The sequence below is a fragment of the Cupriavidus sp. LA-1 genome (assembly GCF_055385985.1).
On the sequence record NZ_AP031387.1, the window covers coordinates 3,787,253 to 3,801,412 of the forward strand.

A 14,160-nucleotide genomic window follows, 5' to 3' on the forward strand; every position below is an offset into this window, starting at 1 on the left:
TCCCATTTTCCGGGACTCGTGGTTTTGATTTTTGGGAATCAAGTCCTATGCTTGGGTCCTATGTTGAATGCCGTCGACAACCCCACCGCCATGAAGCCCGCGGCCTCCGCGCCTGCCGAACCCGGCCAGCCCGCGGGCGGAGCCGATCGCGTGTTGTTTGTGCTGGCGGCGCTGGCGCAGCACGGCGCGCCGATCACGGTGCGTGAGCTGGTGGCCAGGACGGGCCTGCCCAAGAGCACGCTCTACCGGCAACTGATGATGCTCAAGCGCTGGGGCTTTGTGCTGGAGTCCGACGGCGAATACGCGCCGGGCCCGATCAGCCTGCAACTGGCGCTGGGCTTTGACATGGCCTCGCACCTGGCGCGCGAAGCCTTGCCCGACATGCAGCTGCTGGCGCAGCAGTCCGATGAAAGCGTAGGCCTGGTCGTCGCCGTCAAGGATCACGCGGTGTGCCTGGAGATGGTGGAGAGCCGCCAGTCGCTGCGCTGCTCGTTCGAAAAGGGCCGCGGCGTGCCGCTGCGCGCCGGGGCATCGGCCAAGTCGCTGCTGGCGTTTATGCGCGACGAAGCGCGCGAGCGCCTGGTGCGTGCCCAGTGCGAGCCAGGCGAAGCCGAACGGCTGCTGGCCGAGCTTGCCGCCATTCGCGAGACCGGTTACGCCGTCAGCGAGGGTGAAGTGGATCCGGGCGTGTGGGGCGTAAGCGCACCGCTCTTCTCCCGGCGCAGCAAGGCCGATGCGCTCGGCTCCATCACGCTGATGGTGCCGGCCACACGGCGGCAAGGGCGTGAGACCGCGCTGATCGACATGACGGTGGCCGCGGCGATGCGGATTTCCGCACGGCTGCAGTCTTACTGAATACCAGGACCAAGCAAACCATTACCGCCGCCGTCGGCAGACCCATGCGACGGCAGATCCCTCGTTCCCGAGAATAGGAGACTTCCATGAACCTTCGCCGCAAATGCCTGATGGCCGGCCTGGCAACCCTGACCGCCCTGACCCTCGGCACCGCCGCGCACGCGCAGGACAATACCGTACTGCGCGTGGCCACCGACGCCACCTTCCCGCCGATGGAATTTGTCGAGAACGGCAAGCGCACCGGCTTTGACGTGGAGCTGGTCGAGGCCATGGCCAAGACCATGGGCAAGCAGGTCGAATGGACCGATATCGACTTCAAGGGCCTGATCCCCGGGCTGGTCTCGCGCCGCTTCGACATGGCGGTTTCCGGCATCTACATCACGCCCGAGCGCCGCAAGGTGGTCGACTTCACCGAGCCCTACTACATCGGCGGCCTGGTGGCGCTGGTCAAGAGCGGCAACACCACCATCCACACCCCGGCCGACCTGAACGGCAAGAAGGTCAGCGTGCAGGTGGGCACCAAGTCGGTCAACTTCCTGCGCGACACGTATCCGCAGGTGCAGCGCGTGGAAGTGGAGAAGAACCAGGAAATGTTCAACCTCGTCGAGATCGGCCGCGCCGACGCCGCCGTGACCGGCAAGCCGGCCGCGACGCAGTACGTCAAGACCCGCGGCGGCCTGCGCATGGTGGAGCAGCCGCTGACCACCGAGGAATACGGCATGGCCGTGCGCAAGGACACGCCCGAGCTGACCCGCGCCCTCAATGCCGCACTCGCCAAAGTGAAGGCCGACGGCACCTACGCCAGGCTGACCCAGAAATGGTTCGGCGCGGCCGCCAAGTAAGCCGCGCGGAACCTCATCATGGAATTGGATTTTTCTCCTGTTTTTGCCGGCTGGCATGACATCCTCCACGGCGCCGTCGTCACCGTCGAGGTGACGGCCTGCGCGCTGGTGCTGGGCTGCGTGATGGGCCTGCTGGTCGGCATCGGCCGGCTGGACCCGAAGCGCCGCTTCATCTACGGCCTCTGCACCGCCTACGTGACCTTTATCCGCGGCACGCCGCTGCTGGTGCAGCTGTTCCTGCTGTTCTTCGGGCTGCCGCAGTTCAACATCCTGCTGCCGGCCTTTGTGTGCGGCGTGATCGGGCTGGGCATCTATTCCGGCGCGTACGTGTCGGAAATCGTGCGCGGCGCCATCCAGTCCGTCGACAAGGGCCAGATGGAAGCTGCCCGCTCGATCGGCATGTCTTCCGGCCAGGCCATGCGCGCGGTGATTTTGCCGCAGGCCATCGTGCGGATGATCCCGCCGCTGGGCAACGAGTTCATCGCCCTCATCAAGAACTCGGCGCTGGTGTCGCTGCTGACCATTGCCGACCTGATGCACGAGGGCCAGAAGATCATCAGCGTGTCGTACCGGTCGCTGGAAGTCTATCTGGCGATCGCGCTGGTTTATCTGATCCTGACGAGCGCGGCCGGGCTGATCCTGCGGCGCGCCGAACAAAGGCTGCGCATGGGAGGCATGGTGCAATGAGCGATTCCGCAATCATCCGGATCCGGAACCTGGGCAAATCGTTCGGCGGCCATACCGTCCTGCGCGGCATCGACTTCGATGTGGAGCCGTCGCAGGTGGTGGTCGTGATCGGCCCCAGCGGCTCGGGCAAGAGCACCTTCCTGCGCTGCTGCAACGGCCTGGAGCAACCCGAGGCCGGCACCATCGACATCGTCGGCAAGCGGCTGGTGACCGACGGCGAGCTGATCGGCGAGCACGAGCTGAACCAGCTGCGCACAGAAGTGGGCATGGTGTTCCAGTCGTTCAACCTGTTCCCGCACCTGTCGGTGCTGCACAACGTCACGGTGGGCCCCCGCATGCTGCGCGGCGCCTCGCGCGAGGAAGCCGAGCGCAAGGCGATGAGCCTGCTTGAGAAAGTCGGCCTGGCGCACAAGGCGCACGCCATGCCCGCCAGCCTGTCGGGCGGCCAGAAGCAGCGCGTGGCCATTGCCCGCGCCCTGGCCATGGAGCCGCGCGTGATGCTGTTCGACGAGCCGACCTCGGCGCTCGACCCCGAGCTGGTGGGCGAAGTGCTGCAGGTCATGAAGGTGCTGGCCGCCGAAGGCATGACCATGGTCGTGGTCACCCATGAAATGGGCTTTGCCCGCGAAGTCGCCGATGTGGTGGTCGTCATGGATGGCGGCGGCATCATCGAGGCCGGGCCGCCGTCGGTCATCTTCTCGGCGCCGACGCAGGAACGCACACGCGGCTTCCTGCAGGCCGTGCTGACGCGGGCGTGAGGATGGCTGTGACGCAGAATATCTGGCAGGGCCGCATCGACAACGGCGAGCGTGGCGACACCACGCGCCTGTTCCGCATCGTGCAAGCGCTGGAGACGGCAGACGTGACGCCTCTCGGCGGCGCCCCGGTGTTGCTCGGCTTCCGCTGCGACGCCGGCGTGCTGCGCAACCAGGGCCGCCCCGGTGCCGCGCACGGCCCCGACGCCATCCGCCAGGCGCTGGCCAACGTGCCGGCACACGGGCTGCCCGCGTTGTACGACGCCGGCAATGTCAGTTGCGAGGACGGCGACCTGGAATCGGCCCAGCTGGCGCTGGCGGGCACCGTGCGCGACGTGCTGGCGCGCGGCGGGCTGCCGCTGGTGCTGGGCGGCGGCCACGAAGTGGCCTGGGGCACGTGGCAAGGCCTGCGCGCGCACCTGGATGCACAGGACGATGGCGGGCGCGTGCTCATCATCAATATCGACGCCCACTTCGACCTGCGCACCAGCCGGCCGGCAAGCTCCGGCACGCCGTTCGACCAGATCGCCAACGCCTGCGCCGAGCGCGGACAGCCGTTCGACTATATCTGCCTGGGCGTGAGCCGCCTCAGCAACACGCCGGCGCTCTTCAGCCGCGCCGACGAGCTGGGCGTCAGCTACGTGGAAGACGTGGACATGCAGGAACGCCACCTGGCATCGCGTCTGGCGGAACTGGCGGCGCGCATCGATGCCACGGACCACTTGTACCTGACCATCGACCTCGACGCGCTGCCGGCGCCGGTCATGCCGGGCGTATCGGCACCCGCCGCCTACGGCGTGCCGTTGCCGGTGGTGGAGGAAGTGGCCCTGCTTGCCCGCCGCAGCGGCAAGCTGCGCGTGGCCGACCTGGCGGAGTACAACCCGCAGTACGACCGCGACCACCTGGGCGCGCGCGTGGCGGCGCGCCTGGCCTGGCGCCTGTTCGGCTGACCGGCAGCCCCCTTCCGCCGCCCCGCAGTTGGCAACCGCAGCGCCCGGCGATAGTATTGCCCTTCGCTAGATTCAGCGATTCTGATCAGAATTGATAAAGCAAGGCGAGGGCAGTCCTGCGCCGGCGCGGCCGTCTTGCCGCGCCCCCGGGCGGCCAGTCGCCGCTTACGGGCGGAAGGGTCTGCGTGATCGAACAAATCGTCATCGTCGGCTTTGGCTGCATCGGCCAGGCCGTGCTGCCGCTGCTGGAACGAACCTGGCCGCGGGCAGCGATTGCCGTGGTAGACCGCGTGCTGGACGGCAACCGCCGGCAACTGGCCGCCAGGCACAAGCTGCACGCCATCGAGTCCACCATCACGGTCGACAACTTTGAATCCGTGCTGGGCCCGCTGCTGCGGCCAGGCACCTTCCTGCTGAACCTGGCACCATCCGTCTGCAGCCGCGACCTGATCGCGCTGGCGCAGACGCGCGGCGCCTGCTATGTCGATGCCGGCATCGAGCCCTGGGACTACGAGGCCGACCCGCAAGCCTCGCACCTGAGCAACTACGCGCTGCGCCACGACATGCTGGCCTTCGCGCTCGGCCGCGAGACCCTGCCGACCGCGCTGATCGCGCACGGCGCCAATCCCGGGCTGGTATCGGTGCTGGTCAAGGCCGCACTGATGGCGTTGGCCGGCAATGTCGGCATGAACCGGCCAGAGCCCCACGACCGCGCCGGCTGGGCCGCCCTGGCCCGCGCGCTGGACGTGCGCGTGATCCAGGTCGCCGAGTACGACAGCCAGCAAGCCCCCGGCTATCCGCGCGATGGCGAGTTCGCCAACACCTGGTCGGCCGAAGGCTTTATCACCGAATGCCTGCAGGACGCCGAGCTCGGCTGGGGCAGCCATGAGCCCGCGCTGCCGCCCGATGGCTATCGCCACGGCTACGGCAGCGGCGCGGCGATCGCGCTGGACCGGCCCGGCCATCGCACGCGCGTGCGGTCATGGTCGCCAGTGCACGGCCCCTTCGATGCGTACCTGATCACGCACAACGAATCGATCTCGATCGCCGAATACCTGACCGACCAGCCTGCCGGCCAGCCGCTGTACCGCCCCACCGTCTACTACGCCTACCGCCCGACCTCCGCCACGCAGACCTCGATGCAATGGCTGGACGACCGCGCCGCCCCGCGCGTGCGCGGCGAACGCATCCTGCGCGACGAGATCCAGTGCGGCGAGGACGAACTCGGCGTGCTGCTGATGAGCGGCCGGCATGGGGCGGTCTGGTACGGATCGCGCCTGTCCACGCAGCGCGCGCGCTCGCTGGCGCCGTACAACTCCGCAACCAGCCTGCAGGTGGCATCGAGCCTGGTCGCCGGCATGCAGTGGATGCTGGCCAACCCGGCGCGCGGCGTGGTGGAATCCGATGCGCTCGACTTCCGCCACGTGCTGGCCGATGCCGCGCACTGGTGGGCCCCGCTCAGCGTACAGTTCACCGACTGGCTGCCGCGGCCCGGCGCCGGCGCACTGGCCTTCACCGACTTCCTGCTGGACGATGCCATGGCCCAGCCCGATCCATCGCCACAACTGCTCGCCTGCTGATGCAACGCATCCCACAGATCCCACGCCAAAACTGGCCGCGCGAACTCGAGAAGGTCGGCTTCCACTTCCATTCGCTGGACGAGTTCAACGTCCCGCGCGAAGTCGATGACAACACCTTCTTCTACTGGCGCGAAGACGCCGCCTACGCCTTCAGCAAGCAAGAGGTGGAAACGCTCTACGCCGCCGCGTACGACCTGAACCAGCGCTGCCTGGAAGCCGCCGAAGTACGACAGCCCGTACCAGTCCAGGTCAAAGGGATCGCCCCGGTCCGCGTGGCAGCCGCAGCCGTCAGCGGGCGAGCAGAAACGCAGCTCGCCCACGCTATGGATCATCGGCGCCTGCGCCGTGGTGGCCGGCGTGGCGGCAGTCGGTTCCTGCAGCGACGACGCCGACGACGATCCCGGCGTGACCGTACGCCGCGCCAGCTACGCCACGCTGGAAGACTGCGAAGCCGACTGGAACACCCCCAACGACTGCGAAAGCGTGCCGGCCGACGACACCAGCACCCTCTACAGCGCCAGCCTGTCCAGCCCCGCCAGCGACGCCGCCGCGAGCAGCCCCGGTACCAGTCACGGCGGCAGCAGCGGCACGCACTACTACGCGCACTGGTACGGCCCGTACTACACCTCCAGCGGTACCGTCTACCACCCCAACGGCACCCAGACCCAGCGCGACATGTCCGCCGGCCCGCTGCGCCCGATGGACATCTACGACAGCACCGGCACGCGCACGCAATCCTTCACCAACGCCACCCCGCGCGCCGCGATGGTCGAAGAAGCCACTGTTCGCCGCAGCTCGCTCAGCGGTGGACGCTCCATGGGCCTGTCCATGCGCGCCGCGGCCGTGTCGCGCGCTCCAGTCGTGTCGCGTGGCGGCTTCACCAGCCGCTTCGGCAGTTCCGGGCGCTCCGGCGGCGGCTGAGTGCCGCCTGCTGAATGCCATGTCGTACTCACATCCCTGACAACTGACAACGAGTCCAACCGATGGTCAATATCATGCACCCGGCGCTTGCCTACCTGATCTACATCGTCACCAGCTTTGCCATGCTGGGGCTGTTCATGCTGGTCTATACGCAGGTGACGCCGCATCGTGAGTTCCAACTGATCCGCGAGGGGAATGTCGCGGCAGCGTTGTCGCTGGGCGGGGCGGTGTTGGGGTTCTCGCTGACGTTGTCGTCGAGCATTCAGCACAACGCCTCGTTTGGGATGTTTTTGTTGTGGGCGTTTGGGGCGTTTGCGGTGCAAGTGTTGGCCTATCTGGTGGTGGCGCGGGTGATGGGGGGTGTTAGTGAGGCGATTTCCAGTGATAACCGGGGGGTTGGGGCGGTGATGGGGGTGATTTCGTTGGCGGTGGGGGTGGTTAATGCGGCTTGTTTGACTTGAGGTGGTCCTTGGTGCAGGATCGCGACGTTCCGGTGGCAAGCCCCAAGTAGCATCCTGTAGCAAGTCCATTGTGCCGACAATGGAGAAGGGGTGACGCTCTCATCCAGGTAACCGTTTGAATCGATATTTCGAGAAGTGCTTGGCCGTACCGGTGGGAATCCCGCCAAGCCGCAGGCTCATGTGAACCTGCATCGAATCTTCGGGAATATACGGCGCAGCGAGTTTCTTCCTCACGGTTGCGTGAGGCTATGCGCGCTTGCCGGCTTTACGCAGCCGGGCGATTTCCTTTTCCAGTCCTTGAAGCTGCTCCTGCTGGTGATTGACCATGTCGGTCAACCGCTCGAGCACCGCCAGCAATTCAAGCTCCCGCGGCGTCAACTCGCTTCGGTCGATATCCGGCGGGATGAATTTTTGAGGGGTGCTCATGGCCCGGCAACGTAGGAGTGGCGATGCAACAAAAGTTAACATCGCCGCCTAAGGTTTACAACCGAAATTTATTGCCGCCCGCAAGAAGGCGTCGCCTGCATCCTGGCTCGATGCTCCCGGTCGGGGGGCGACGCAGCGCCTGAGGGGTTGCCCCGGGTTATTGAGCAGTTACCGCTGAAGCACGTAAGTGCCTGAAGGCAGAGGCGTTTTCGGAGCCGACGCGTCCATCTTTGCAATCGTCCGCCGCCTCTGATTCCTTTCACGCTGCAGATTTCGGTTGCGCGCCGTATAAGCCGGGTGGGTTTCGCGATACTGCCGCCAGTAACTCCTGTGACGTTGGCTCCATTCTGAGGTGGCACGCGCCTGGTTATCGCGATAGTCGTCGTCAGTGCGCAAGTGCTGCTGTTGCCACCGGCGTCGACGTTGGCGCTGGCAGTCGGCAGCAGAGCAAAAGCGCTGACCAGGAATTTGTGGCCGGGGGAGAAATAGGGTGCCGCATGCTGCGCACCGTCGCCGAATCAGATTCATCGCGGGCTCCGAGCAAGGTCGCTGCGCGGGGCCAGCAAATAGATATGTCGTTCGCGGCACTCAGCCAGAAATGGAAGCCTCGCACGTCAGCCGAGCGCACTTCCATCGGGCGCGAGCCACTACAGATTGCGAATCCTGTATGCACATACATCAACCAAACAGTGCCCGGCGCGTTCAATTTTGCCACGGGTCCGGAGCTGCTCTAATCGGAGGGCAAAGAGTAGAAGACTGGCAGCAAGCCTCCTCACAACTATTTGATTTTTAATGGATATTTTCGGAGTCCATGGCCCTGCCGAGATTCTTCATTTTTCTTGGCACATAGGCCGAGTTTTTTCAGTAATCGTGGCAAAAGGTGCGCACCCCCCTGTCTCAATTACTGAGAAAGCGCTTTTGAATCATAGTGGGAGTTCTCAGGAATTGTGACACTCGACAGGTGCGGTAGGAATTCAAATTAGTTGAGACATTTCACAAATTAATGACTCAACCCGACCCCCAATTGGTAAGGTCGTAGAGCTGAAGGCCAACCTCGGGTTGAACTACACCGAGGGCACGGTCAGCGATGACATCCATCAGGAGTTCATCAGGGAGGATAAGGGGTTTGGGCCGTTGGGGCAGATCGTGGCCATTGTGGCCGCGGTGGCGCTTGCCGTGGCGACCGCCGGCACAGCGGCTGCCGCCTTGGCTGGGACACAGTTGGCCGCCGCTGAGGCTGGCATGGCTGCGTTGATTGCTACGGGATCCGTCGCGGAAGCGACTGCTGCCGGCGGGATTCTGGCTAGTTCGGTATTTGCGGCCGGAGGTATGGCAAACCTGGCCATCGCCGGCGCCATAGGCAGCATTGCTTCCAGCGCGGCCATTCAGCTTGGCATGACTGGCAAGATCAAGCTCGATAAGTTGGCGACTGCAGGTATCGCAGGAGCCGTGACCGGGGGACTAACTGGATACTTTGGGTCCAACTATGGCGTTGAACGGCTGCTCACGTCCGGAGCCGCCGGTTGCGGCACGGCCACGATGCAGGGGGGCGACTGTAAATCGGGGGCGATGACGGGCTTCGCAACGGCCGCTATCGCATGGGCGGCAGATGCGATGCGCCAGGACCAAGTTGAGTCTTCCCGGCGCTTCAAGGGCATCTACGACACACAGGACGATTCTGGTGTGCTTGACGACTCTGATGAAGCTGCAGAGACGCAGGTCACCCAGATGGTAGAGGATCCAATGCGTCTCATCGACTTTCGTGTGGAGTTGCTCCATATGAACGGCCGGTACCAAGGCCAGAAGGCAACTGTGTCAAGGATTGCGCTTGATAGAAGTATCAACGCGAAGGACGAGGTTCTTGACTCAATTGCTTTTGACCCATCAACAAAGTCCTTTTCGCACAAGATTCTCAATCCCGAGCCTGGCTACGCATACAAACTTGCGTGGCCTAGAAACGCCGTGGGCGCGGCAAAGCGTACACAGAAAAAAGCCGGCCAGCCTTGGAAACCATAGGGCGGTTGTCTACAAATCGGGCAGGCTGACATTTCGAAACCGGGTATAAAACCGGGTACGAAATCGACCGATCAAACAGGCAACCCAATAGCTACATGGCTTACAGGCCGATATGGCGGTTTAACGTCTGAGTGGAAGGCGCTCCAATCGCGGTGAGCCACTCGTGCTACCCCCGGGTCGCAAGTGCCCCCTCCCTTCGCCATGGAGGCATACGACGCTTTCTCTCATGGAGATTGAAATCCATGGTTGGCGGGAACGGCAGCCGCCAACGCCTGGCATCGGCAGTTACGCGCCGCACGCCAGTCAAGCCACATCTGAAGTTCCAGTCCAGCAAAACGAAACGTAGTCCGGCTAGTTCAGATTCCCCACAGTTCGTCGAGATTTCTCAGGAATCGTGACACCAGTTTTCGCTAATCATGGCACCAGTCTCACGAATCCGGTCACTCGACAGCACCACCTCAAACATCAATATTCCGCGCCACCAACGCATTAGATTCGATGAAGTTCCTTCGCGGCTCCACCTCATCCCCCATCAGTGTGGTAAAGATTTGGTCGGCAGCAATAGCATCCTCAATCTGCACCTTCAGTAAGCGCCGCTGGGTAACGTCCAGGGTGGTCTCAAACAACTGCCCAGGATTCATCTCACCCAGCCCCTTATACCGCTGACGAGAGACCCCACGCTCAGCCTCAGCCAGCAGCCATTGCATCGCCCCGTGGAAGTCATTGACAGTCTGATCGCGCAGCTTTTCGCCTTCACCACGCTGCACCTTAGTCCCTTCCGGAGTCAGCCCCTGGAAAGTCTTAGCAGCATTGGAGAGCGCAGCGTAATCCGCCCCATGAACAAAATCCGCATCCAAATGCGACAACCGCACGTTCCCATGATGACGCCGCGCAATCATCAACCGATGCTTATCCGTCTTCTCATCAAACTGCGCGTAGACATCAGCGGTACCGTCGTCATTCACGGCAGCCCCAATCAACGTCTTGGCATGCATCTCAGCCAACTTGGCCTTCAGCGCCACGGCAGACGCCTCAGCAGCAGCCGCGCTATCCAGATCCAGCGCCACCCCATCAGCAATCGCGCGCAGTGCATCGGTATCAACCACGCGTGACAGCCGAGAAATCACCCCCTCAGTCAACTGATACTGCCGCGCCAACTCAGTCAGCGCATCCCCATTGATCTCCGACCCATCAGGCCGCACCAGCACAGCCTTCTCCATCGCCAGCTTCAGCAGGTAGGCATTGAGCTCGACATCGTCCTTGATATACCGCTCTTCCTTGCCGTGCTTGATCTTGTACAGCGGCGGCTGCGCGATATAGACATAGCCGCGCTCGATGATGTCGGGCATCTGGCGGTAGAAGAACGTCAGCAGCAGGGTGCGGATGTGCGATCCGTCCACGTCAGCATCGGTCATGATGATGATGCGGTGGTAGCGCAGCTTGTCCAGGTTGTAGTCGTCCTTGCCGATGCCGGTGCCCAGGGCGGTGATCAGGGTCAGCACTTCCTGGCTGGACAGCATCTTGTCAAAGCGGGCGCGCTCTACGTTCAGGATCTTGCCCTTGAGCGGCAGGATGGCCTGGAACTTACGGTCGCGGCCTTGCTTGGCGGAGCCGCCTGCGGAGTCGCCCTCCACCAGGAAGAGTTCTGACAGGGCGGGGTCTTTTTCCTGGCAGTCGGCCAGCTTGCCGGGCAGGCCCATGCCGTCCATCAGGCCCTTGCGGCGGGTCATTTCGCGGGCCTTGCGGGCGGCTTCGCGGGCGCGGGCGGCGTCTACGATCTTGCCGCAGATGATCTTGGCGTCGCCCGGGGTTTCCAGCAGGAAGTCGTTCAGGGCCTTGCCGACAAGTTCTTCCACGGGCAGGCGCACTTCGGAAGAGACCAGCTTGTCCTTGGTCTGCGAGCTGAACTTGGGCTCGGGCACCTTCACGGAGAGCACGCAGGACAGGCCTTCGCGCATGTCGTCGCCGGTGGTTTCCACCTTGGCTTTCTTGGCGACTTCGTTCTCTTCGATGTACTTGTTGATGACGCGGGTCATCGCGGCGCGCAGGCCGGTCAGGTGGGTGCCGCCATCCCGCTGCGGGATGTTGTTGGTAAAGCAGAGCACCTGCTCGTTGTAGCCGTCGTTCCACTGCATGGCCACTTCCACGGCGATACCGTCTTTTTCGGTATTGGCGTAGAAGATGGTGGGGTGCAGCACGCTCTTTGAGCGGTTGATGTACTCGACAAAGCCCTTCACGCCGCCGGAGAAGGCAAAGTCTTCTTCCTTGCCGGTGCGCTGGTCGACCAGCTTGATATGCACGCCGTTGTTCAGGAACGAGAGCTCGCGGATGCGCTTGGACAGGATCTCGTAGTGGAACTCGACGTTGGTGAAGATCTCTTCGTCGGCCAGGAAGTGGACTTCGGTGCCGCGCTTGTCGGTGGCGCCGATGATCTTCATGGGCGAGACTTCAACGGGCTGGCCGTCGGGGCCGTTCACGGTCTCGACGATGCGGTTCTGCACGTCGCCCTTGGCGAATTCGATCAGGTGGACCTGGCCGTCGCGGCGCACGGTCAGGCGCAGCCACTTGGACAGGGCGTTCACGCAGGACACGCCCACGCCGTGCAGGCCGCCGGACACCTTGTAGCTGTTCTGGTTGAACTTGCCGCCGGCGTGCAGCTCGGTCATGGCAATTTCGGCCGCGCTGCGCTTGGGTTCGTGCTTGTCGTCAAACTTGACCAGGGGCGGGATGCCGCGGCCGTTGTCGACGATGGAGATCGAGTTGTCGCTGTGGATGGTGACCTGGATCTCGGTGCAGTAGCCGGCCAGCGCTTCGTCAATGGAGTTGTCCAGCACCTCGAAGACAAGGTGGTGCAGGCCGGTGCCGTCGGAGGTATCACCGATATACATGCCCGGGCGCTTGCGTACCGCCTCCAGGCCTTCCAGGATCTGGATCGAAGAGGCTCCGTAGGTGTTTTCCTGCTGCGGGTTCTGCTGTTCGGTCATATCTTTCTACTCACGGCAATGGCGGAATTCGGGCCGGGCCGGCATGGCTGACATGCTGGCGGCGGGGCGCGAAAGGGTCCGCATGGCGGGTTACTAAAAACGGCAAAAGGGGCGGATCGTCGTTTCGATCCTGCCCCCGCTGCGGGATGGTTATCCCCAGGACGTCCCGGCCTGGGCCGGGTGTCGTAGCGTACCGTTTGCTGCTCCGGTTCTCGTCTGGTCTGGTCCTGTCACCGGATCATCAGATGCGCATCGGCATGACGACATACTTGAAGTTGTCGTCTTCCGGCACGGTAATCAGCGCACTCGAATTCGAGTCGCCGAGGCTGACCTGCACCTGCTCGCTCTTCAGGTTGGCAAGCACGTCAAGCAGGTAGGTCACGTTGAAGCCGATATCGAGCGCGTCGCCCGAGTAATCGAGTTCCAGCTCTTCCTGCGCCTCTTCCTGGTCGGCGTTGGTGGAGCTGATCTTGAGCATGTGCGTGTCGAGGATGCAGCGCACGCCCTTGAATTTGTCGGTCGTCAGGATCGCGGTACGCTGCAGCGCCTGCTGCAGCCGCACGCGGTCGATGGCGAAGGCGTTCTTGTAGCCCTTCGGGATTACGCGCTGGAAGTCGGGGAACTTGCCTTCAACCAGCTTGGAGATCAGTTCGATATTGGCGAACGTGAACTTGACCTGGTTGGCGGCCAGCTGCACCGTCACCGGATCGTCGTTGTCTTCCAGCAGGCGCTGCAGTTCCAGGATGGTCTTGCGCGGGATGATGACTTCCTGGCGCGCGCCCACGCCGGCGGCTTCAGTCTCAAGCTCAACGCCGCAGTAGGCCAGGCGGTGGCCGTCGGTGGCGACTGCCATCACCTTCTTGCCTTCCACCACCAACAGCATGCCGTTCAGGTAGTAGCGGATGTCCTGCTGCGCCATGGCGAAGTGGACCATTGCCAGCAGGTGCTTGAAGGTCTTCTGCGGCAGGCTGACGCTGGCGTTGAATTCGCTGGCTTCGGCAACGGTCGGGAATTCCTCGGCGGCCAGCGTCTGCAGTGCGAAGCGGCTCTTGCCGGATTGCACGGTCATGCGCTTGTCGTTGAGCGACAGGGCCACGTCGCCGTCAGGCATGGCGCGCAGGATGTCCAGCAGCTTGCGCGCGGCCACGGTGGTGGCAACGCTGTCGTTGCCAACGCCGCATTCGGCATGCGTGGTGATCTGGATCTCGATGTCGGTCGAGAGGAAGGAAACGTTGGATCCGGACTTGCGAATCAGCAGATTGGCCAGGATCGGGAGGGTGTGGCGGCGCTCCACGATGCCGCTCACGATTTGCAGCGGACGCAGCAGGTTGTCTCGCGAGGTTTTGACCAATTGCATTGAATTTATCCTTCGTCGTTTGTAATCGGCGACCGCAGAACGCAAACAACTCCAAATTCACTTAGGAATCAAGGAGTTAATGTGCCATTGTACCAAGGATAAGCCGCTGCGGTGAAGCGGGGCGGGACCGGCGGGCGGGCCAGCTGTGCCCAAAAAGCCACGCTGACGCAAACCGTACTTGCCATCCCGTCCCGACTCACCGCAAAGCCTTATCAGTGGCCATTCTCCGGACACTTGCCCCGGCGTCGCTGACGTTAATTCCCCAGGCGCCACGGGATGTCCGTGGCGCGCACCCTACAGTATGCCAGCCCCGAGGGGCCGACCCT

General features: G+C 63.4%; 12 protein-coding genes and 1 pseudogene. 10 read left to right on the forward strand and 3 right to left on the reverse strand.

All coding sequences use genetic code 11. The features are described 5' to 3' along the window. Positions 1-60 precede the first annotated feature (60 nt). The 9 genes and pseudogenes from ACZ5MJ_RS17760 (at position 61) to ACZ5MJ_RS17800 (ending at position 7,051) form a co-directional block, all read left to right on the forward strand. The gene (locus ACZ5MJ_RS17760; protein ID WP_464221132.1) at positions 61-855 is read left to right on the forward strand and encodes an IclR family transcriptional regulator; all 795 of its coding nucleotides are present in this window, start codon (positions 61-63) and stop codon (positions 853-855) included. Positions 856-941: 86 nt separating this feature from the next. After that, a complete protein-coding gene (locus ACZ5MJ_RS17765; protein WP_464221133.1) occupies positions 942-1,697 on the forward strand; it encodes a glutamine ABC transporter substrate-binding protein in 756 nt (251 codons plus the stop codon). An 18-nt stretch (positions 1,698-1,715) separates the two neighbouring features. Then, on the forward strand, positions 1,716-2,384 hold the full coding sequence (locus ACZ5MJ_RS17770) for an amino acid ABC transporter permease (RefSeq protein ID WP_464221134.1): 669 nt from the start codon (positions 1,716-1,718) through the stop codon (positions 2,382-2,384). Beyond that, positions 2,381-3,142, forward strand: a complete 762-nt coding sequence (locus tag ACZ5MJ_RS17775) for an amino acid ABC transporter ATP-binding protein (protein WP_464221135.1) — start codon at positions 2,381-2,383, stop codon at positions 3,140-3,142. The genes ACZ5MJ_RS17770 and ACZ5MJ_RS17775 overlap by 4 nt, the downstream gene beginning before the upstream one ends. Positions 3,143-3,144: 2 nt before the next feature. Beyond that, positions 3,145-4,089 (forward strand): formimidoylglutamase, encoded by a 945-nt coding sequence (hutG, locus tag ACZ5MJ_RS17780; RefSeq protein WP_464221136.1) that lies wholly within the window; start codon positions 3,145-3,147, stop codon positions 4,087-4,089. A 185-nt stretch (positions 4,090-4,274) separates the two neighbouring features. Then, positions 4,275-5,669 carry a saccharopine dehydrogenase NADP-binding domain-containing protein gene (locus ACZ5MJ_RS17785; RefSeq protein ID WP_464221138.1) on the forward strand — a complete coding sequence of 465 codons (1,395 nt, stop codon included), beginning with the start codon at positions 4,275-4,277 and terminating at the stop codon, positions 5,667-5,669. After that, a pseudogene (locus ACZ5MJ_RS17790) lies at positions 5,669-5,833 on the forward strand (glutathionylspermidine synthase family protein); the annotation flags it as partial. The gene ACZ5MJ_RS17785 and the pseudogene ACZ5MJ_RS17790, both read left to right, overlap by 1 nt. Positions 5,834-6,026: 193 nt before the next feature. Then, the gene (locus ACZ5MJ_RS17795) at positions 6,027-6,590 is read left to right on the forward strand and encodes a hypothetical protein (protein ID WP_464223759.1); all 564 of its coding nucleotides are present in this window, start codon (positions 6,027-6,029) and stop codon (positions 6,588-6,590) included. Between the two features lie 62 nt (positions 6,591-6,652). Next, positions 6,653-7,051 (forward strand): DUF350 domain-containing protein, encoded by a 399-nt coding sequence (locus ACZ5MJ_RS17800; protein ID WP_464221139.1) that lies wholly within the window; start codon positions 6,653-6,655, stop codon positions 7,049-7,051. A gap of 246 nt (positions 7,052-7,297) precedes the next feature. Here ACZ5MJ_RS17800 and ACZ5MJ_RS17805 read toward each other — a convergent pair whose 3' ends face one another. Beyond that, positions 7,298-7,477, reverse strand: a complete 180-nt coding sequence (locus tag ACZ5MJ_RS17805; RefSeq protein ID WP_464219360.1) for a hypothetical protein — start codon at positions 7,475-7,477, stop codon at positions 7,298-7,300. 1,059 nt (positions 7,478-8,536) lie between these two features. Between ACZ5MJ_RS17805 and ACZ5MJ_RS17810 the strand changes: the two genes are divergently transcribed. Further along, the gene (locus ACZ5MJ_RS17810) at positions 8,537-9,493 is read left to right on the forward strand and encodes a hypothetical protein (RefSeq protein ID WP_464221140.1); all 957 of its coding nucleotides are present in this window, start codon (positions 8,537-8,539) and stop codon (positions 9,491-9,493) included. 458 nt (positions 9,494-9,951) lie between these two features. On the opposite strand, the gene gyrB is transcribed toward ACZ5MJ_RS17810, so the two are convergent. Both gyrB and dnaN read right to left on the reverse strand, forming a co-directional pair. Beyond that, positions 9,952-12,477, reverse strand: a complete 2,526-nt coding sequence (gyrB, locus tag ACZ5MJ_RS17815; RefSeq protein WP_464221141.1) for a DNA topoisomerase (ATP-hydrolyzing) subunit B — start codon at positions 12,475-12,477, stop codon at positions 9,952-9,954. Between the two features lie 241 nt (positions 12,478-12,718). Continuing rightward, a complete protein-coding gene (gene dnaN, locus ACZ5MJ_RS17820; protein ID WP_464221142.1) occupies positions 12,719-13,834 on the reverse strand; it encodes a DNA polymerase III subunit beta in 1,116 nt (371 codons plus the stop codon). Positions 13,835-14,160 lie beyond the last annotated feature (326 nt).

Bases quoted from the DNA above. Each gene is read 5' to 3' on its own strand.
- hutG (WP_464221136.1), top strand. From the start codon at position 3,145: ATGGCTGTGACGCAGAATATCTGGCAGGGCCGCATCGACAACGGCGAG.
- ACZ5MJ_RS17765 (WP_464221133.1), top strand. From the start codon at position 942: ATGAACCTTCGCCGCAAATGCCTGATGGCCGGCCTGGCAACCCTGACC.
- ACZ5MJ_RS17805 (WP_464219360.1), bottom strand. From the start codon at position 7,477: ATGAGCACCCCTCAAAAATTCATCCCGCCGGATATCGACCGAAGCGAG.
- dnaN (WP_464221142.1), bottom strand. From the start codon at position 13,834: ATGCAATTGGTCAAAACCTCGCGAGACAACCTGCTGCGTCCGCTGCAA.
- ACZ5MJ_RS17775 (WP_464221135.1), top strand. From the start codon at position 2,381: ATGAGCGATTCCGCAATCATCCGGATCCGGAACCTGGGCAAATCGTTC.
- ACZ5MJ_RS17800 (WP_464221139.1), top strand. From the start codon at position 6,653: ATGGTCAATATCATGCACCCGGCGCTTGCCTACCTGATCTACATCGTC.
- ACZ5MJ_RS17770 (WP_464221134.1), top strand. From the start codon at position 1,716: ATGGAATTGGATTTTTCTCCTGTTTTTGCCGGCTGGCATGACATCCTC.
- gyrB (WP_464221141.1), bottom strand. From the start codon at position 12,477: ATGACCGAACAGCAGAACCCGCAGCAGGAAAACACCTACGGAGCCTCT.
- ACZ5MJ_RS17760 (WP_464221132.1), top strand. From the start codon at position 61: ATGTTGAATGCCGTCGACAACCCCACCGCCATGAAGCCCGCGGCCTCC.